The organism is Microbacterium sp. CBA3102, from assembly GCF_007954505.1.
GTDB lineage: Bacteria > Actinomycetota > Actinomycetes > Actinomycetales > Microbacteriaceae > Microbacterium > Microbacterium aurugineum.
This window is the reverse complement of the sequence record NZ_CP042412.1, coordinates 243,479-260,919: the sequence shown is the minus strand read 5'-3', so window position 1 is coordinate 260,919 and position 17,441 is coordinate 243,479. Positions and strand designations below refer to the sequence as shown.

Here is a 17,441-nt window from a genome sequence, read left to right as displayed (position 1 = left end):
TCCCGTCCGCCTCGCACGGACGAGACGGAGGGCACCACCGCACGACTCACCACACCACAGGAGCCACGACATGACCGCCTCGGCATCCGACGCCCTCATCCGCCTCGACGGCGTGACGAAGACCTTCGGGACGACCACTGCGTTGAAGGACGCCTCGCTGGAGGTGTCCCGCGGCGAGATCGTCGTGCTTCTCGGGCTCTCCGGCTCGGGCAAGTCGACCCTGCTGCGCCACCTCGACGGCCTCGAGATCCCCACCTCGGGCTCGGTCGAGGTGTTGGGAGCCGAGGTTCCCTCGCTCAAGGGCCGGGCGCTGCGCGACCTCCGCAGCCGCGTGGGCTTCATCTTCCAGCAGTTCGAGCTCGTGCCCTCGCTCACGGTGCTCGAGAACGTCCTCACCGGTTCGCTCTCCGACCTGCGCGGACCGCGCCTCGGGCTCTGGGGGTACTCGCGAGCCGCGAAGGTCACCGCGCTCGAGCACCTCGATCGGGTCGGGCTGCTCGACCGCGCCTACCAGCGCGGCGACACCCTCTCGGGGGGACAGCAGCAGCGCGTGGCCATCGCCCGTGCCCTCATGCAGAAGCCCGACATCCTGCTCGCCGACGAACCGGTCGCCTCGCTCGACCCCGAGTCGAGTGAACAGGTGATGGCACTGATCCGCGAGATCGCCGCCGACGAGGGACTCACCGTCGTGTGCAGCCTGCACCAGGTCGACCTCGCGATCAGCTGGGCCGACCGCATCGTCGGACTCCGCCACGGCGAGGTCGTGCTCGACACCCCGACCGGCGACCTCACCAAGGCCGAGGTCATGGAGATCTACGGCCGCGTCGCCACCACGACCGCCGAGATCCGTGCCGTCCAGGAAGAACTCGTCGAAGCGGCGGCGCAGGTGGCCGCATCATGACGGCTCTCGACGCGTCGACGGACTCCTCGACGCGGGGCGGTGGCGCGGCTCCTCGGCAGGCGGGACAGGTGAGGGAGCGCGCCCCGAAGCGGGTGGTCTCTCCGGAACGCATCGCCGCATCCCTCACCCTTGTCGCGCTCTTGGTCCTCGGCATCCTCGCCGTCCGTGACGTCGACATCTCGATCCCCGCCATGGTGCAGAGCTGGGGCAACGCCGAGAACTTCATGGCCCGCATCGGCGGACTCACGTTCCCCGCGCCCGGCGATCTCGTCTGGCTGATCGCACTCACCGTCGGTCTCGTGCTCGTCGGAACCCTGCTGGCCGCGGTTCTCTCGGTGCCGATCGCCTACCTCGCCGCGTCCAACACGACTCCGGGCAACGGCTGGCGTGCCGCCGCTCGATTCATCGGCGTGCTCACCCGTGCGCTCCCCGATGTTGTCCTCGCGATGGCGTTCGTGCTGATGTTCTCGCTCGGCACCCTTCCCGGCATCCTCGCCATCGGCATCCACTCGATCGGCATGATCTCGAAGATGTTCGCCGATGCGATCGAGCAGATCGACGAGGGTCCCCGCCTCGCGATCCGTGCCGCGGGCGGTTCGAAGATGCAGGAGTTCTCTGCGGGGATCCTCCCTCAGGTGCTGCCCAGCTGGGTGGCCACCGTGCTGCATCGCAACGACATCAACCTGCGAGGCAGCGTCGTGCTCGGCTACGTCGGGGTGGCCGGTCTGGGCCTGGAGATGTCGTACGCCTTCAAGTCGCTGAACTACGGCAAGGGTCTCGGCATCGCGCTCGTCATCTTCCTCCTGTGCATCGCGATGGAGGTCATCTCGAGCATGGTTCGCGGTGCGATGCTGGGCGAGCAGAAGCACACCCGCTCGTGGATCGACCGGATCCTCCACCCGCGCCTCGGAGCGAACACCGCAGCCGCGCCGGTCGGTCGCCCTGCTTGGGCCACGAGCCCCGAGACCGCCGTGCGTCGCCCCTGGACCTCCCGACGCGTGCGCCACACCGTCGCCGGCGTCGTGGCGGTGCTCGTCGTCATCGGCAGCATCGTGGTCAGCCAGATCAACTGGATGGACCTCATCACCTTCTGGGCCAAGCTGCCCGAGGTCGCCGCGCTGTTCTGGCCGCCCTCCTTCGGGAACTACGACGCGAGCGCCATGTTCGAGGCGATGCGGGAGACGGTCGCGATCGCGCTCGCCGCCACGGTGCTCACCCTCCTGCCTTCGCTCGTGCTCGGCTCGCTCGCCGCCCGCAACGTCGCGCCGAACTCCGGAGCACGGGGGACGGCACGACTCCTGCTCGTCGGCATCCGCGGCATCCCGGAGCTGATCCTGGCGATCGTGCTCGTCGTGATCACGGGACTCGGCGCGCAGGCCGGCGTCATCGCCCTCGCGATCGGCGGGATCGGGCTCCTCGGCAAGCTCATCGCCGACTCGTTCGAAGAGGTGGATCGCGGCCCCGAGCGCGCGCTCCGGGCCGTCGGGGCGACGCGTCTGCAGACCTACGCCTCGGCCACGGTGCCGCAGGGGACCCAGGCGCTGATCGGTCACAGCTTCTACATGCTCGACACGAACATCCGTGCGGCGACCATCCTCGGGATCGTCGGTGGCGGTGGGGTCGGCTACTACCTGCTCAACGCGAGCCAGGGTTCGCGCTACGAGACCGTGACGGCGATCGTGCTGATGATCCTCGCCACCGTGCTCGTCGTCGAAGGCCTCGCCATGTGGATGCGGAAGGTGTTCCGATGAACCCGGATCGCTCCGCGGACTCTGCGGACGTCGTGGTGGTCGGGGCCGGGATCGTCGGTCTCGGCGCGGCCTACGCGGCGGTCCGTCGCGGGCTGCGGGTGATCGTGGTCGACCGCACCGATGCACCGGTCGGCGCCACGATCCGCAACTTCGGGCACCTCTGCATCGGAGCGCAGGGCGGCGAGGCCCGGCGGTATGCCGACACCTCGCGCGAGCTGTGGCTGCGTCTCTCCCAGGACGCGGGCTTCTGGCTGCGCGAGTCGGGAACGCTGGTCGCCGCCCGCCACGACGACGAGATCGCGGTGCTCGAGGCGGCCGCTCACGACGGCGGGATCCGGATGCTCGAGGCCGACGAGCTCCTGCAACTCGCACCGCTGCGCGCCCAGGGCCTGGTCGGCGGCGCACACATCGAGAGCGACCTGCAGACCGATCCGCGCACGGCGGCGTCTGCGATCGTCCGCCACCTCGCAGCCCTCGGCGTGGACTTCCGCTTCCGCACCGGCGTGACCGGAGTCGGGCGCGGCCGGGTCGACACCACCCGCGGGCCCCTCACCTGCGGCAGCGTGGTCGTCGCCGTGAACCACGACATCGACCAGCTGCTGCCCGAAGTGGCCGAACGGCACGGGATCGTCCGCTGCGCCCTCGACATGATGCGGGCGGCCGTGTCGTTCCGGCATCCGCTCGCGGCGCCCTTGCTCACCGGATGGTCGCTCGTGCGGTACGGGCGCTTCTCCGACGGACCGGAGGCCGCCGTGCTGCGCGAACGTCTCCACGCCGAACGGCCTGATCTCGCCGCGCTCGACCTGAACCAGATGTACACACAGCTCCCCGACGGCACGCTCATCATCGGGGACTCGCACGCGACCGCCGCGGCTCCTTCGCCGTTCCAGCCCGAGGCCGCCTTCACCGCGTTCCTCACCGAGGCGGAAGCGCTGTTCGATGCGCCGGCGCCGCGGGTGATCGAACGCTGGCAGGGCGTGTACGCCAAGGGTCGGCAGGCGTTCCTGATCGATCGGGGCGACGACGGTGTGCTCGTGCTCGCCGCCACGACAGGGATCGGGATGACCACGGGCCTGGGTCTCGCGGAACACAATCTCACCGCCGCCTTCGGATGGGCGGCAGCAAGGGAAGGAACAACATGACCACTCCCCTCGAACTCGTCGTCCTCGACATGGCGGGAACCACGGTGCTCGACGACGGCGTCGTGGAGCAGGCGTTCCAGCGCGCGGCCGAGCGCACGGGCGTCGCGGACCGGATGCCGTGGGCGGAGGCACTCGACCACGTGCGTGCCACGATGGGGCAGTCGAAGATCGACGTCTTCACGCACCTCTCCGGCGGCGATGCCGATGCCGCGGCACGGGCGACCGCGGCCTTCGAGGGCGCCTACGCCGAGATCATCACCGAGCAGGGCGTCTCCGAGATCCCCGGTGCGGCGGACGCCATCCAGGGTCTCAAAGACGCCGGACTGCGGGTCGCGCTGACCACGGGCTTCGCTCCGATCACCCGAGAGGCCCTGCTCGACGGTCTCGGTTGGCGCGGCCTCGTCGACCTCGCGCTGTCGCCGATCGATGCCGGACGCGGTCGCCCCGCTCCCGACCTCGTGCTCACGGCGCTGCTGCGCACGCAGACCTCGTCGGTCTCCGCGGTCGCCGTCGCGGGCGACACCGTCAGCGATGTCGAGTCCGGACGCCGGGCCGGCGCCGGCTTCGTCGCCGGTGTGCTGACCGGTGCCCATGATCGGCCGGCCTTGAGCGCAGCGGGCGCCGATGCCGTGCTCGCCGACGTCACCGCGTTGCGCGGAGTGCTCGCCCAGCGCGAGCTGCTTCCACTCATCACGACCTCCTGAGAGACCGTGACATGGGAACGCTGCTGATCCGTCCTCCCGGGCACCGCAGAGACGTCGCGCTGCGCCCGGCGGCGACCGCGATGGTCTGGATCGGCGCCGGACACCCGCACGAGACGATCGCGGTGCCGGGAGTGGCGCTCGCCGATGGCGACGTGCTGGTCGCGGTCGAGATGTCGACCATCTGCGGCTCCGATGTCCACACCGTGCAGGGGCGCCGCTCCGCTCCGGTGCCGCTGGTGCTCGGGCACGAGAGCGTCGGGCGTGTGATCGCGACCGGTGACGCCGGGGCGAGCGGGGTCGACGGCACCCCGCTGCGCATCGGCGATCGCGTGGTGTGGTCGGTGACCGTCTCCTGTGGGAGCTGCGACCGCTGCCTGCGCGGGATACCGCAGAAGTGCCGCGACCTCGGCAAGTACGGTCACGACCGGGTCGGTGTCCACGGCGACCTCACCGGCGCCTTCGCGAGTCACGTGCAGCTGCGCACCGGCACCGCGATCGTCCGCGTGCCGGAGGCACTCCCCGCCGCAGTGCTCGCTCCCGCCTCGTGCGCCACGGCGACCGCCTGGGCAGCGGTGGCCAGGGCTGCCCAGGGACGGGACCTCGACGGCGCCGCCGTGCGAATCCACGGCGCGGGATTGGTCGGGCTGTCCGCCGCGGCCATCGCCGTCGAACAGGGCGCGACGGTGGAGGTGCTCGACCCGAACCCGGAGCGCAGGGCGCTCGCGACACGATTCGGCGCGACCGTGGTGGACCGCGAACCCGATGTCGTGATCGAGGCGTCCGGTCACGCGGTCCGCGACGCGCTCGAAGGCGTGGCGGTCGGCGGCACGGTCGTGCTCGTCGGCAGCGTCTTCCCCGCAGACCCCGTACCTTTCGACGCCGAGAGCATCGTGCGGCGCCTCGTGACGGTCGCCGGTGTCCACAACTACACGGGTGCCGAGCTGGCGGAGGCGGTCGGCTTCCTGGCCGGGCGCGGTCGCGCCTATCCCTTCGGTGACGCCGTCGGCGCGGTCCGCGGGCTCCTCGAGATCGACAGGGCCTTGGAGGAGGCAGCCGAGCCAGGGGCGCCGCTGCGGATCGGGCTGGTCCCGGGGCGCTGACCCCCCGGGCGCGCTGACCCCCCCCGGCGCGCCGGCCTCCTGCGCGCCGGCCTCGTGGACCTGGGCTCAGCGGGAGATGCTCTCCACGGTCTTGCCCGTCGTGGCCGCCGAGAGCGATCGGGCGATGTCCGCCTGGCTCACGATGCCGACCAGGCGGCGGTCCGCGATCACGGGCAGACGGCGCACCTGGTTCTCCTGCATGCGCTCCAGGGCCACGCGGATGTCGTCGTCCGCGCCCACCGTGACGGGTTTCCCCTTCGCGAGCGCTTCGACCGGTGTCGTCTCGGGATCCATCCCCAGAGCGACCGCACCGACCACGATGTCGCGATCGGTGAGCATGCCCTTGAGGCGGCTGTCCTCTCCGCAGATCGGCAGCGCGCCGACGTCGAGCTCGGCCATGACGGATGCGGCGATGCGGAGCGAATCGTTCACGCCGATGCAGCGCGGACTCGGCGTCATGAGGTCGCGCGTGGTGGTCATCGCTCTTCGCTCTCGTCGTAGTCGGGACGCGGCGGCTGCAGCGGCTGATCGGAGTACTCCCCGCCCGCGCGCCCCCCGTACGGACGTCCGTGGTCGGCGAACTCGTCGCGTGCGAACACGAACGTCCAGGGCCCCGCCGTGAAGTGCGCGCCCGTGCGCAGCGTCTCGGAGGACTCGTCGGTGTGAGTCGCGTCCACACCCAGGCTCGCGTTGGTCTCGCCCTCGCCGTTCAAGGTCAGCACGTACTCGTCGCGGTCGTCGTGCGTGATGGTCGCGTGCACGGGGTCGGTCTCGGGGAGGCGCAGTTCGTTGCCCTCGGCCGACCCGATCCGCACCACGTCGGCCTCGAGCGCGAATTCGGTGCGTTCGTCGTCTCGGCTGATGCGCAATCGAGGGTTCCCCGCGCCCCATTCGGCATGCGTGGTCGTGGGGGTGTATCCGTCATCCGGGCGGTCGTCGATGTGTCGGTCGTTCATGGCAGTCCTCCTCGAATCGCGTGTCCCGAGGCTAGGGTCCTGCCGTCGCTCCGCCGAAGGGGGTTGACTTCGGTGCAGCGAGTCGCCAGCGCGCGGTCGACCGCACTCGGAGGCGATAACCTTCTCCCGAGTACGGGAGAATGAGGTGAGCCGTCGTCTCGGCCCGGCAGCGACCAAGGAGCACCACCCATGGGTAAATTCGTCTACGAAGGCGGCGTGAAGACCGAGATCGAGGATCGCGCCCTCACCCACCTTCAGCTCGTCATCACCGCGAAGCTGCGCCGCGGGGAGCCCTTCCCGTTCAGCTGGCGTGAGGATGCGAGCGTCGGCGGCGGGCGCACCACGGTGTGGATCCAGCCGGGGAGCTCGCTCGTCTTCAAGTACTTCGGCAGCCGTCAGCCGTCCATCAACCGGGCGTGGATCGAGGCACTCGCCTTCACCGCGAACGCGCCGAGCGGGCTGTACCTCGTGCCCGAACCCGCCGAGGCCGGCGACGAGCCCGGTGCCGGCGAGGTTCCGGTCACCCCTCCGCTCTGAGCCGGGACCGCGGCTCCGAGCCCGGGATGTCAAGCCCCTGACCACGGGCGGGCAAGGGTGGAAGTGTGGGCCTCGTTCGACGAGACGAGGAGGATCGGCCATGACCGACGACACCACCGACCCCCGGCACGCGCACCGCGAAGAGGGCTTTCCCGACCAGCACCAGGACCAGCCGGGGCTGACCGAGCGGACGCGCCCTGAACCGGATCACGGCGAAGGGACCTACGTCGGCCACGGGCGCCTGGAAGGTCGCCGTGCTCTCATCACGGGCGGTGACTCCGGGATCGGTCGGGCCGTCGCGATCGCCTTCGCCCGGGAGGGCGCCGACATCGCGATCGCGCACCTGCCCGAGGAGCAGGACGACGCGGAGGACACGCTCGCCCTCGTCCGCGAGACGGGGCGCACGGGTGTGGGCTTCGCAGGCGACCTGCGAGAAGAGGCTTTCGCGACCGACATCGTCGCCCGCACGCGGAGCGAGTTGGGTGGGCTCGACGTGCTCGTGCTCAACGCGGGCTATCAGCACGACATCGACGACTTCGGGAGTCTGGAGACGGACCGCATGCGTCGGGTGTTCGACACGAACCTGGCGGGCATGCTGTTCTCGGCGCGGGCGGCCTACCCCGACCTCCAGCCCGGAGCGAGCATCATCGTGACGGCTTCCATCCAGGCCTACAACCCCTCACCGGGATTGATCGACTACGCCATGACCAAGGCGGCGCAGATCGCGTTCGTCAAGGCGCTCGCCGAGGAGGCGGGACCCCGCGGGATCCGGGTCAACGCCGTCGCGCCGGGACCGGTCTGGACACCCCTGATCCCCGCGACCGGATGGGATGCCGAGCGGCTGGCGACCTTCGGTGCCGACACTCCGCTGGGGCGGGCGGGTCAGCCGGCGGAACTGGCCGGCGCCTACGTGTACCTGGCATCGGCGGAATCCTCATACACGTCCGGCTCGGTCATCGCGGTCACCGGCGGCAAGGGCCTCTGACACGTGCTCAGGCGGCGGCACCGAGGGGGAGCCGCCGCCTAAGCTTGGGGAGTGCAGAAGCCGGCCGCGTCCCGTCCCCTCGTCGGAGTCGCGCTCGTCATCGGCTCCTGCCTCTCGCTTCCTTTCGGCGCCGCCGTCGCGGCCCAGCTCTTCCCGGTGCTCGGTCCGTGGGGGGTGACCTCACTGCGCGTCGCCATCGCCGCGATCCTCCTGGTCGTCATCGTGCGCCCGCGGCCCGGGAAGTGGACCCGCCCGCAGTGGTTCGCCGCGGTGCTCTTCGGCGTCTCGCTGGCAGCGATGAACGGCTTCTTCTACGCGGCGATCGACCGCATCCCCCTGGGCCCCGCCGTCGCGATCGAGTTCCTCGGACCACTCGTGCTCGCGGCCGTGCTCACCCGGAAGGTCACGGACTTCGTCTGGGTCGGAGTGGCCCTCCTCGGAATGATCGTGCTGGGCATCGACGGCCTGATCGGTGCCGAGCCGCTCGATCCGCTCGGTGTGCTGTTCATCCTGATCGCAGCGGCCTTCTGGGCCATGTACATCCGGATGAGCGCCCGCGTCGGCTCCCTCATCCCGGGCAGCAGCGGCCTGGCGATGGGGCTCGTGGTCGCTGCCGTCCTGCTCATCCCGGTCGGCATCCCGGCCGCGTCGACGGTGGCGATGGATCCGCAGCTGCTCCTGCTCGCTGCGATCACCGCGGTGCTGTCGTCCGTGATCCCCTACAGCTTCGAGCTCGCGGCGCTGCGCCGTCTGCCGCAGCGCGTGTTCGGTGTGCTGCTGAGCCTCGAACCGGCGTTCGCGACGCTCGCCGGCTGGCTCATCCTCGGGCAGGACGCCACGCCGCTGCGGATGCTCGCCGTCGCCCTCGTGATCGCCGCGAGCGTCGGGACCACGCTCGGGGTGCGGAGGGAACGCCGCGACGACGGTCCCTCCGGCCTGTTCACTGCACCGATACCGCTGCCCGACTGACCGCGGGGACCGGCAGCGGGTACCGGCGGCGCAGGATCACGCGCTGCACGAGCGTCCACACCACCGTGACCGTCAGGTAGAGCGCAGCGGCGAGAGGCACGAACACGGCGAAGACCGCGGTCGCGTAGTGCATCGCCGAGACGACGCGCAGCAGGGTGGGGGAGTTCAGGGGTGAGTCGTCCCCGTCGACCGGCGTCGGGCGGAACACGCGGCGGGTGATCTCGGCGACGGCGAGCATGACCGCGAGCAGCACCCCGAACACGAGGAAGGTGGCGGGTGTCGCGGTGCCCCCGAACAGCGCCGACACCAGGCTCGTGCCCAGCGGTGCGCCGAACAGGTCGTGCGCGAGCAGCTCGTTCGGGTGTCCCGCGATCTCGGTCCGGAGGAACAGCGTGTAGAGGATGCCGACCACGGGGGCCTGTGCGAGCACCGGGAGCATCCCCGCGAACGGCGACGTGTTCTCTGCGCGGTACAGCGCCAGCGTCTCCTTCTGCAGGCGCTCGGGGTTCTTCTTGTGGCGGCGCTGCAGCTCGCGCAGCTTCGGCGCGAGACGCGCCCTGGTCTGCTCGGCCTTGGCCTGGGAGATGCCGACGGGGATGAGCAGTACCCGCACGAGCAGTGTGACGAGGACGACGGCGAGAGCGGCGGCGGAGGCACCGGCGATGGGGGTGAGCAGGTCGGAGAGCCCGGTCAGCGCGCCGTAGGCGGCGTCGAGGAGGGCGGCGAGGGGTGGAAAGGCAAAGGGGTCCATGGAAGTGTCCGTTCGAGGTGTCGGGAAGGGTCGGCGAAGGCCGCGCGGTCCCGTCGAAAGAGCGGACTACGCGGCGGTCGCGACTCCCGGCGCCCGAGGGCGCGGATGCCCGGCGGCATCAGGGTCACTCTGCGTGAGGAGGGTGCCGACGTCGATGGCGCGCAACGGATGCGGGGCACCGGTCGAGGCCTCGGGGCGCACACTCAGCACGATCGCGAGGGTGAGTGCGGTCACCGCGAGCAGGGCGACGGCGAGGCCGAGAGCCGTGGCATCCGGCATCGACACGAGGCCGAGCGCGGTCGCGACGATGCTCAGCATCTGCCCGAACCACTCGCTCATGCGCGCTCCCTTCCTGTTGTGAGGGTAGCACCGGGGGCCGCCGCCGCTTTCGAATCGCGCGAATGGTGCGCTCCCGGCCACTTATGCCACACAGTGCGCGATTCGAAAGCCGACGGGGCGTACGGTCGAAAGCATGAGTGACCTTCGCGCCCTGTTCGGGATCGAGCATCCGATCATCCTCGGCCCGTTCGGCGGGCTCTCCTCGACCGCCCTCACGGCTGCGGTCAGCGCTGCGGGCGGCCTCGGTTCGTTCGGACTCTACGGCTACGACGTCGACCGTATCCGTGCGACCGGCGCGGCGCTGCGGGCGGCGACCGATCGTCCGTTCGCGGTCAACATCTGGCTCCCCACCGGCGACGAGGTCGAGCCGAATCCGCAGCACGCGGTGTTCGCGCAGGCGCTGCAACCCTTCTACGAGGCGGTCGGCATCGATGTCCCGGCGCGCCCGGAGCGGTACGTCCCGTCGCTCGAGGAGCAGCTCGACGCGATCTGGGAGATCCGGCCCGCGGTGCTCAGCACGGTGTTCGGGGTGCCGTCGGCCGAGGTCGTCCAGGCGGCACAGCGCCGGGGGATCCGCATCGTCGGTACCGCGACCACCGTCGCCGAGGCCGTCGCGCTCGCCGACGCCGGGGTGGAGGCGGTGGTCGCCACGGGTGCCGAGGCGGCCGGGCATCGGGTGTCGTTCCTCCGTCCCGCTGAGGACTCGCTCGTCGGCACGTTCGCGCTCGTCCCGCAGGTGGTCGATGCGGTGGACGTGCCGGTGATCGCGGCAGGCGGCATCGCCGATCGACGGGGAGTCGCCGCGGCGTTCGCGTTGGGGGCGACCGGCGTGCAGGTCGGGACGGCCTTCCTCGCGACGGCGGAATCCGTGGCCACGCCCGCGCATCGCGCCGCAATCCGTGCGACCGCCGCCGAGGGGACGGTGCTCACCCGTGCCATGAGCGGTCGTCTGGCCCGGGGCGCCCGCAACCGTGCGGTGCGGGCGATCGAGGCGAGCGGCACGATCGCACCGTTCCCGATGCAGAACTGGCTCACCGGACGCTTCCGGGCCGCGGCGGGGGAGCAGAATCTCGGGGAGCTCCAGTCGCTGTGGATGGGGCAGGCGGCGCCGCTCGCACGCCATGACAGCGCCGCCGAGGTGTTCGCGGAGCTGGCCGCCGGCGTGCCGCGCCCCTCCTGACCGCTCACCGCATGCGCCCCCGAGACCGGAGGAAGGCCCAGCGGGCGTCGGGGCTAGAGGATGACGGTGGACTTGCCGTGCACGATCACACGGTCCTCGGCGTGCCACTGCACGGCGCGGGCGAGCACGAGTCGCTCGACATCGGCCCCGCGGCTCTGCAGCTCGGCCGCTGACTCGGAGTGGGTCACGCGCGTGACGTCCTGCTCGATGATCGGCCCCTCATCGAGGTCGGCCGTCGCATAGTGCGCGGTCGCGCCGATCAGCTTCACGCCGCGGTCCTTGGCGCGGGCGTAGGGGTTCGCCCCGATGAACGCGGGCAGGAAGGAGTGGTGGATGTTGATCACCGGCGCTTCGAGGCGGGTGATGAAGTCGTCGGTGAGGATCTGCATGTAGCGCGCCAGCACGACGAGGTCGACGTTCCCGCGCAGCAGTTCGAGCTGTCGCTCCTCCATGGCGGCCTTGTCGCCCGAGGGGATGTGCACGAAGGGCACGCCGAAGGAGCGGACCGACTCGGCAAGGTCGGGGTGGTTGGAGACGACCATCGTGATGTCGATGTCGAGCTGGCCGCGCTGTGTGCGCCAGAGCAGCTCCATCAGGCAGTGGTCGTACTTCGAGACGAAGATCGCCACGCGCTTGCGGCGGGCGACGTCGTGCAGCGACCACTCCATGCCGAAGCGTTCGGCGACGACGGCGATGTCGGCTTCGAGCGCGGGGCGTGCGGCGGCGAGTCCATCGAGGTGGATCACGGTGCGCTGGAAGAAGCGTCCGCCCTCGGAATCCGTCGAGTGCTGGTCGAGCGAGATGATGTTCGCACCGTGCTGGGCGAGCACGCCCGCCACGGCGGCGACGATCCCGGGCTGGTCGTCGCAGGCGATGAGCAGGCGGGCGGTATCGGGCTGGGACATGGAGGCTCCTCGAGGGTGTGCATCGATTCTGCCGTGGATGCACACCGGGGGCGAATCGCGGGAGGCGACTCGCTACTCTGAGAATCGTGGAAGCGAGCGATCTCGGCCTGGTGCTGATCCCCCTGCTGGCTGTCGCCGCGCCCCTGCTCGCCCGCGGGGTCCGCCCGGCGGTGCGGGTGCCGATCGTGGTGTTCGAACTCGTGCTCGGGATCCTCGTGGGGCCGGCGGTGCTCGGCTGGGTCGAACCGGGCCCCCTGCTGGAGAAGCTCAGCGACTTCGGTCTGGCGCTGCTGTTCTTCGTCGCCGGCACCGAGATCGACTTCAAGACCGTGGCGGGCAAACCGCTCGCCCGCGCCTCCCTCGGCTGGCTCCTCAGCGTTCTGCTGGGCATCGGCCTGGGCTTCTTCTTCGCCCCCGGCGAGGGGATGGTCGTGATCGGCATCGCGCTGAGCTCCACCGCGCTCGGCACGCTGATGCCGATCCTGCGCGACGCCCGCGAGCTGGACACGCCGTTCGGTCGTGCGATCAGTGCGATCGGCGCGGTCGGCGAGTTCTTGCCCCTGATCGCGATCTCGATCTTCCTCAGCACGCGCACCACACCGATCGCCACGGCCGTCCTGCTGACGTTCGTGGTGCTGGCCGGGCTCGCGGTGCTGCTCGCGCACCGTGTGCCGCACGGGCGGCTGCACCGCATCGTCCGTGCGACGCTGCACACGTCCGACCAGTTCGGGGTGCGCTTCGTGATCCTGCTCATCGCGGCGCTGGTCGGCCTGAGCGTGATGCTCGACCTCGACATGCTGCTCGGAGCCTTCGTCGCGGGAGCGGTGTGGCGCATCATCATGACGCGGGCACCGAAGGAATCCGCCGAGGAGGTCGAGAGCAAGATCGAGGCGATCGCATTCGGATTCCTCGTGCCGATCTTCTTCCTCTACACGGGCGTGACCTTCGACCTGCAGGCCCTGCTCACCTCGCCGACGGCCCTCGCCCTGGTGCCCATCTTCCTGATCGCGCTGCTGGCCATCCGCGGGGCGGCCGCGCAGCTCTCGGCCCCGGTGGGGATGAGCGTCCGCGACCGTGCGGCCCTCGGGCTCCTCGCCGCCACCGGACTGCCGATCATCGTCGCGGTCACCGCGATCGGCGTCGACGAGAAGATGCTCGACACCGGCACCGCGGCGGCACTGGTCGGAGCGGGCATGCTCTCGGTGCTGCTCTATCCGTTGATCGGGATGACCCTGCGCGGGGATCGCGCCGACGTCGTCGGGCCCGCCCGTGCGGGCGACGCCGTGCAGGGGGAGCTGTGACGAGTGCGTCGGCGCTCCTGACCCGTACGGTTCAGAGCCTCGACGGCATCGCGAAGGAAGGGCTCGGCGAGCAGCGCGTCTCCCGGTGGCGCGGGCGCCGCATCGTGCGGGTCGGCGAAGCATGGCATCTGGGTGTGCTGCTGCTGACCGACACGCACGCGCTGGCCACGGCCGAGGTGCTCCGCGCGGCCGATCCCGGACGCCGCGGTTACACCGCCGAGTCGTCCAGAGCACGCGCCGAACGTCGCGCAGAAGCCCTGCGGGGTGGCTTCGACGAGGGCGATGTCGTCCACGTGGGATGGAGTGTGATCGACGTCGACGCCGTGGATGCGGGCGGCTCCTCCGGTCCGCTGGTGCTCGTCGACGGCGTCCCCTCGGTGCGGTGGAGCGCAGCCGGCGGGTACATGCCCCTGGAGGTATACCTGCGTGAGCGCGTGTCCCTGTTGCGGGATTCGGCGGAAGGCTGAGTCAGGCGAAGGTCTCGGCGAAGCGGCGCAGAAGCGCGGCGCCCTCGGTGACCGATGCGGCGAGCACCTGCTGCTGCACCGCGTCGAACTCCTCCGGGTCGAAGTAGCCGGTGGTGCGGTAGAACGTCATCCGGTCCGCGAAGTCGCGGGGAGTGGGCTCCGGATGGAACTGCGCTGCATACAGGTGCGTGCCCACGCGGTAGGCCTGCACCAGGCAGGCCTCATTGGTCGCCAGGAGCACCGCGCCCGGCGGGGTGCTCGCCGAGCTCTCCTTGTGTGCCGTGAACACCGTGAGAGCGGGGCCGCTCGGACCGAACACGGGATCGGCGGCGCCGGCTTCGGTCACATCGATCACGGTGGCGCTCGCGGGCTCGGGAGTGTCCGTCACGACCTCGCCCCCGAGCATGCGGGTCACGACACCGATGCTGAAGCAGGTGAAGAACACCGCGATCTCGCCGGCCATCGCCGCGTCGGCCAGTGTGCGGAGGTCGGCTTCGACCCGCAGCTGCTCCGCGGACTTCACCGTGTCGGAGACGTTGAACGGCGAGCCCCCGACCACGACGCCGCGGTATCCGCGTAGACGCTCGATGTGCAGCGGTGTCTGCAGCAGGTCGAGTCGATCGACGACGTCGACTCCGAGCGCCCGTCGGAAGGACGCATGCTCGGCGTCCGCCGCCCCGATCTCGGGTCGCACGCACACGTAGAGAAGCGAGGCCATCAGGAGATTCTAACGAGCGCGCGGAGCCGGGCCGACGCGGTCACCGGGAGGAGTTCGCGGTCCGGCCGCGGACGATGCCGACGAAGGTCTCGACGTCGGGTGTGGTGCGATCGCGAGGCCAGACCAGCGCCACCGTGGACGTCGGAGCGCCGACGAGCACGCGGTGGTCGGCATCCTTGCGGTGGTGCAGGCGAGCCAGCGACATCGGGACGATCACGATGCCGACGCCGGAGGCCGCCGTGGCGATCGCCTCTCCGGTAGGCAGTGCGGCGAAGGCGGCCGGGAGTGTGCCGGGGAGGTCGAGCGGGCTCAGCACGTCATCGGACAGCCCGATCACGACCTCGCCCTCGAGATCCGCGGCGGAGAGCTCTTCGGCCGCCATCAGGTGCGAGTCGACCGCGGCGATCACGACCGGTACCTCGTCGTACAGAGGGATGATGTGCAGGGACTCGTCCGTGAGCGGCAGACGGACCAGCGCCGCATCGATCGCGTCGAGCGCCTCGCGCTGGGCGGCGACCTCGATCGGGACGAGCTCGAGCGGCACTCTCGGCATGCGCTGCTTCCACGCGTCGATCCACTTGCCCGGTGTCGCGCCCGGCACCGCGCCCAGACGGAAGGTACGCGGTGCCTCGGGCTCGGGCTGAGGGGCATCGAAGACGACCTTGGCCGTCTTCTTCTTCGGCTTCTGCGGCGGGAACCGCTCGGCGGGGGCGGCCTTGTTGCGACGCACAGGGGTACCTCGACCTGCGCCCTTCCCGGGCCGCCTTCCCTGATTCGCCATGGGGTCCAGGCTACTCGGCGGGGGAGGCGGGCACGTCCGCCCGCGCGACGGGGTCCGCCGCCGTCGCGAGTTTCCGCTGCGCACGGCGGATGAGCCCTGCGGCTCCCCCGACCAGGATCAGCACGCCCACGGTCAAAAGGAGGATCGTGACGATCGTGGTCGGCGTCAGGGCGAGGAGCCCATCGGCGACGGTGTCCCTCCGGTCGGCGTCGGCCAGCATCCATAGGGCGACCGCGGCGATCGCGGCGAACAGGAGGCCCCAGATGATGGCGGCCCAGCGCGTGCGGGGAGGGGAGGGGGCTTCGACGATCGTCGGCGTACTCATCACTGGTCTTCCTTCGCGGGCTCGTAGAGGGTGACGGAGATCACTCCGCTGGTCTGATCGATCGTGACGGGTTGTACGAGGGTGGGCTCGGTGTCCTCAGCGGCGACCTTCTGCAGGACGATCGACTCCCCGTTCCTGCGCACGGGAGTCCAGGTGCCGTGCGCAGTGATCTGGCCGGTCTCCTCATCCACTCGGGTCCACGAAACGGTCGCCGATCCGACGACGGCGCGCAGATCGAGCTCGACGCCCGACTGGACGTCGATGTAGGTGTTGCCGGATCCCTTGTCCACGACGATCGACCTCGCACCATCCTCGAACGGATTCAGCGTGAGGAACGTATCGCCGAAGGGCTGCCGGACGTGCGCGGATTCGTTGTTGCCGAGCGCGACGTAGCCCAGCGTGACGCCCGGGAAGGCGGAGAAAGCGCCGGCGACGAGTCCGCCGATGAGCGTCACCACGGTCGCGAAGGCCAGGAACCCGCTGCGCCGACGGAACGCCCCGGCCACGATCATCCCGAGTGCCAGGATGAGCGCCGCCGCGAGCATTCCCAGGGCACCGCCGAGGGCCTCACCGCCCGTGACGAGACCGACGGCAGAGCCCGTGATGATCGCGAGGCCGACGATGGTCGCGGCGAACGCGAAGCCGGCCCGGGGGTTCGAGGCACGGCGGAGGCGTCGGCGCTCCGCGGCTTCGGTCGCGAACACCGCAGCCTCGGCCTGGCGTTCACGACGCAGCTGGTCGCGGGCGGCCCGCTCGATGTCCTGCTGCTGGCGGCGCCACGCCTGATCCTGTTCCTTCCAGGCCGCGTGCTGGGCGCGCCAGGCCTCGAGAGCGGTGGGGTCCTGCGAACCGGGCGGGAGGGGGGCGGGCGGTTCCGGGGGAGTGAAGGCGAGCGCGGTGTCGGAGACCTCATCGGCGAGAGTGGCATCCGCCCCCTCAGCGGTACCCGAATCGCTGAGGGGGTCGGATGCGGCCGGGGCCGCCGAATCTGCGGAAGCCATCGGCAGATCCGGCGCGGAAGCACCCGGGGTGCGGCGCATGGCGCGCACGATCAGGAAGAGCAGACCGGCGACGAGCACGAGCCCGACGATCCAGCTGACGACGGAGAGGGCCGACCACCCGTCGTAGCCGAGTCCGAAGAGACGTCCGGCCAGTGGTGCGGTCGGGAAGAGACCGATGACGGCCATCGCGAGGATGCCCCACTGCGCCGGCTGATAGTCGCGGCGGAACAGATCGCGGAGGTGGACCCGTCCGTCGATGTCGGGCAGCAGCGCCCAGGCCACGGCATACAGGAAGATCACCGGCAGGCCGAAGAGCGCCGCGACCACGAGGATCCCGCGGACGATCAGCGGATCGATGCGCAGCCGGGCAGCGATCCCCGCGGCGACACCGCCCAGCCAGCCCTCGGACCGGGCGACGCCGAGGCCGGCGACCCAGAGGAGGAAGCGTTCGGCTCCGCGGGGGATGCCGGTGCCCGGTGCGCCGACGGCCGGAGTGGCCTGGTCGGCAGGAGGCGGGGGTGCAGTCGGAATCGTCATGCTTCGATCCTGGCGTCATCCGTCGGGCCCCTGCCATGGGGGGAACCCCTGAGTGGCCCCTGATTCTGGCCAGGGGAGGACCCGGAGCGCC

At 70.8% G+C, this 17,441-nt stretch carries 20 protein-coding genes; 11 read left to right on the top strand and 9 right to left on the bottom strand.

Annotated features, from left to right (window positions below; all coding sequences use genetic code 11):
* Nucleotides 1–70: 70 nt before the first annotated feature.
* The 5 genes from phnC to FGL91_RS01360 are packed head-to-tail and all read left to right on the top strand — an operon-like array spanning nt 71 to nt 5,598.
* Nucleotides 71–901 carry a phosphonate ABC transporter ATP-binding protein gene (phnC, locus tag FGL91_RS01380; RefSeq protein WP_153242864.1) on the top strand — a complete coding sequence of 277 codons (831 nt, stop codon included), beginning with the start codon at nt 71–73 and terminating at the stop codon, nt 899–901.
* A complete protein-coding gene (phnE, locus tag FGL91_RS01375; RefSeq protein ID WP_131494252.1) occupies nt 898–2,652 on the top strand; it encodes a phosphonate ABC transporter, permease protein PhnE in 1,755 nt (584 codons plus the stop codon). The genes phnC and phnE overlap by 4 nt, the downstream gene beginning before the upstream one ends.
* Nucleotides 2,649–3,794: a TIGR03364 family FAD-dependent oxidoreductase gene (locus FGL91_RS01370; protein ID WP_153242863.1), complete on the top strand. Its 1,146-nt coding sequence runs from the start codon at nt 2,649–2,651 to the stop codon at nt 3,792–3,794. Before phnE ends, FGL91_RS01370 begins: the two co-directional genes overlap by 4 nt.
* Nucleotides 3,791–4,498: a phosphonatase-like hydrolase gene (locus FGL91_RS01365; protein ID WP_134352142.1), complete on the top strand. Its 708-nt coding sequence runs from the start codon at nt 3,791–3,793 to the stop codon at nt 4,496–4,498. The genes FGL91_RS01370 and FGL91_RS01365 overlap by 4 nt, the downstream gene beginning before the upstream one ends.
* 11 nt (nt 4,499–4,509) lie before the next feature.
* The gene (locus FGL91_RS01360) at nt 4,510–5,598 is read left to right on the top strand and encodes an alcohol dehydrogenase catalytic domain-containing protein (protein ID WP_153242862.1); all 1,089 of its coding nucleotides are present in this window, start codon (nt 4,510–4,512) and stop codon (nt 5,596–5,598) included.
* Between the two features lie 66 nt (nt 5,599–5,664).
* Here the strand turns inward: FGL91_RS01360 and FGL91_RS01355 are convergent, their stop codons facing one another.
* Both FGL91_RS01355 and FGL91_RS01350 read right to left on the bottom strand, forming a co-directional pair.
* The gene (locus tag FGL91_RS01355) at nt 5,665–6,078 is read right to left on the bottom strand and encodes a CBS domain-containing protein (protein ID WP_131494260.1); all 414 of its coding nucleotides are present in this window, start codon (nt 6,076–6,078) and stop codon (nt 5,665–5,667) included.
* A complete protein-coding gene (locus FGL91_RS01350) occupies nt 6,075–6,554 on the bottom strand; it encodes an FHA domain-containing protein (RefSeq protein WP_047524595.1) in 480 nt (159 codons plus the stop codon). Before FGL91_RS01350 ends, FGL91_RS01355 begins: the two co-directional genes overlap by 4 nt.
* Nucleotides 6,555–6,743: 189 nt before the next feature.
* On the opposite strand from FGL91_RS01350, the gene FGL91_RS01345 reads away from it, so the two are divergent.
* From FGL91_RS01345 to FGL91_RS01335, 3 genes are all read left to right on the top strand, one after another.
* Nucleotides 6,744–7,091, top strand: a complete 348-nt coding sequence (locus FGL91_RS01345) for a hypothetical protein (protein ID WP_021201203.1) — start codon at nt 6,744–6,746, stop codon at nt 7,089–7,091.
* Nucleotides 7,092–7,191: 100 nt separating this feature from the next.
* Nucleotides 7,192–8,076, top strand: a complete 885-nt coding sequence (locus tag FGL91_RS01340; RefSeq protein ID WP_153242861.1) for an SDR family oxidoreductase — start codon at nt 7,192–7,194, stop codon at nt 8,074–8,076.
* A 51-nt stretch (nt 8,077–8,127) separates the two neighbouring features.
* Nucleotides 8,128–9,045: an EamA family transporter gene (locus FGL91_RS01335; RefSeq protein ID WP_153242860.1), complete on the top strand. Its 918-nt coding sequence runs from the start codon at nt 8,128–8,130 to the stop codon at nt 9,043–9,045.
* On the opposite strand, the gene FGL91_RS01330 is transcribed toward FGL91_RS01335, so the two are convergent.
* Complete coding sequence (locus FGL91_RS01330) at nt 9,017–9,796, bottom strand: YidC/Oxa1 family membrane protein insertase (protein WP_153242859.1); 780 nt, start codon at nt 9,794–9,796, stop codon at nt 9,017–9,019. The two genes, FGL91_RS01335 and FGL91_RS01330, sit on opposite strands and share 29 nt — an antisense overlap.
* A gap of 66 nt (nt 9,797–9,862) precedes the next feature.
* Nucleotides 9,863–10,135 (bottom strand): DUF6412 domain-containing protein, encoded by a 273-nt coding sequence (locus FGL91_RS01325; protein ID WP_047524590.1) that lies wholly within the window; start codon nt 10,133–10,135, stop codon nt 9,863–9,865.
* A 133-nt stretch (nt 10,136–10,268) separates the two neighbouring features.
* On the opposite strand from FGL91_RS01325, the gene FGL91_RS01320 reads away from it, so the two are divergent.
* Nucleotides 10,269–11,315, top strand: coding sequence for an NAD(P)H-dependent flavin oxidoreductase (locus FGL91_RS01320; RefSeq protein WP_153242858.1), 1,047 nt, complete (start codon nt 10,269–10,271; stop codon nt 11,313–11,315).
* A gap of 53 nt (nt 11,316–11,368) precedes the next feature.
* Here FGL91_RS01320 and purU read toward each other — a convergent pair whose 3' ends face one another.
* A complete protein-coding gene (purU, locus tag FGL91_RS01315) occupies nt 11,369–12,220 on the bottom strand; it encodes a formyltetrahydrofolate deformylase (protein WP_047524587.1) in 852 nt (283 codons plus the stop codon).
* A gap of 86 nt (nt 12,221–12,306) precedes the next feature.
* Between purU and FGL91_RS01310 the strand changes: the two genes are divergently transcribed.
* Complete coding sequence (locus tag FGL91_RS01310; RefSeq protein WP_134352135.1) at nt 12,307–13,521, top strand: cation:proton antiporter; 1,215 nt, start codon at nt 12,307–12,309, stop codon at nt 13,519–13,521.
* A complete protein-coding gene (locus tag FGL91_RS01305) occupies nt 13,518–13,988 on the top strand; it encodes a glutaminase (RefSeq protein ID WP_153242857.1) in 471 nt (156 codons plus the stop codon). Before FGL91_RS01310 ends, FGL91_RS01305 begins: the two co-directional genes overlap by 4 nt.
* Nucleotide 13,989: 1 nt before the next feature.
* On the opposite strand, the gene FGL91_RS01300 is transcribed toward FGL91_RS01305, so the two are convergent.
* The 4 genes from FGL91_RS01300 to FGL91_RS01285 form a co-directional block, all read right to left on the bottom strand.
* Entirely contained in the window at nt 13,990–14,706 is a 717-nt protein-coding gene (locus FGL91_RS01300) for a glutamine amidotransferase-related protein (RefSeq protein WP_153242856.1), read from the bottom strand.
* A 40-nt stretch (nt 14,707–14,746) separates the two neighbouring features.
* The gene (locus tag FGL91_RS01295; RefSeq protein ID WP_153242855.1) at nt 14,747–15,436 is read right to left on the bottom strand and encodes a substrate-binding domain-containing protein; all 690 of its coding nucleotides are present in this window, start codon (nt 15,434–15,436) and stop codon (nt 14,747–14,749) included.
* Nucleotides 15,437–15,497: 61 nt separating this feature from the next.
* On the bottom strand, nt 15,498–15,812 hold the full coding sequence (locus FGL91_RS01290) for a hypothetical protein (RefSeq protein WP_153242854.1): 315 nt from the start codon (nt 15,810–15,812) through the stop codon (nt 15,498–15,500).
* The gene (locus FGL91_RS01285; RefSeq protein ID WP_153242853.1) at nt 15,812–17,350 is read right to left on the bottom strand and encodes a PspC domain-containing protein; all 1,539 of its coding nucleotides are present in this window, start codon (nt 17,348–17,350) and stop codon (nt 15,812–15,814) included. The genes FGL91_RS01290 and FGL91_RS01285 overlap by 1 nt, the downstream gene beginning before the upstream one ends.
* Nucleotides 17,351–17,441: the final 91 nt, after the last annotated feature.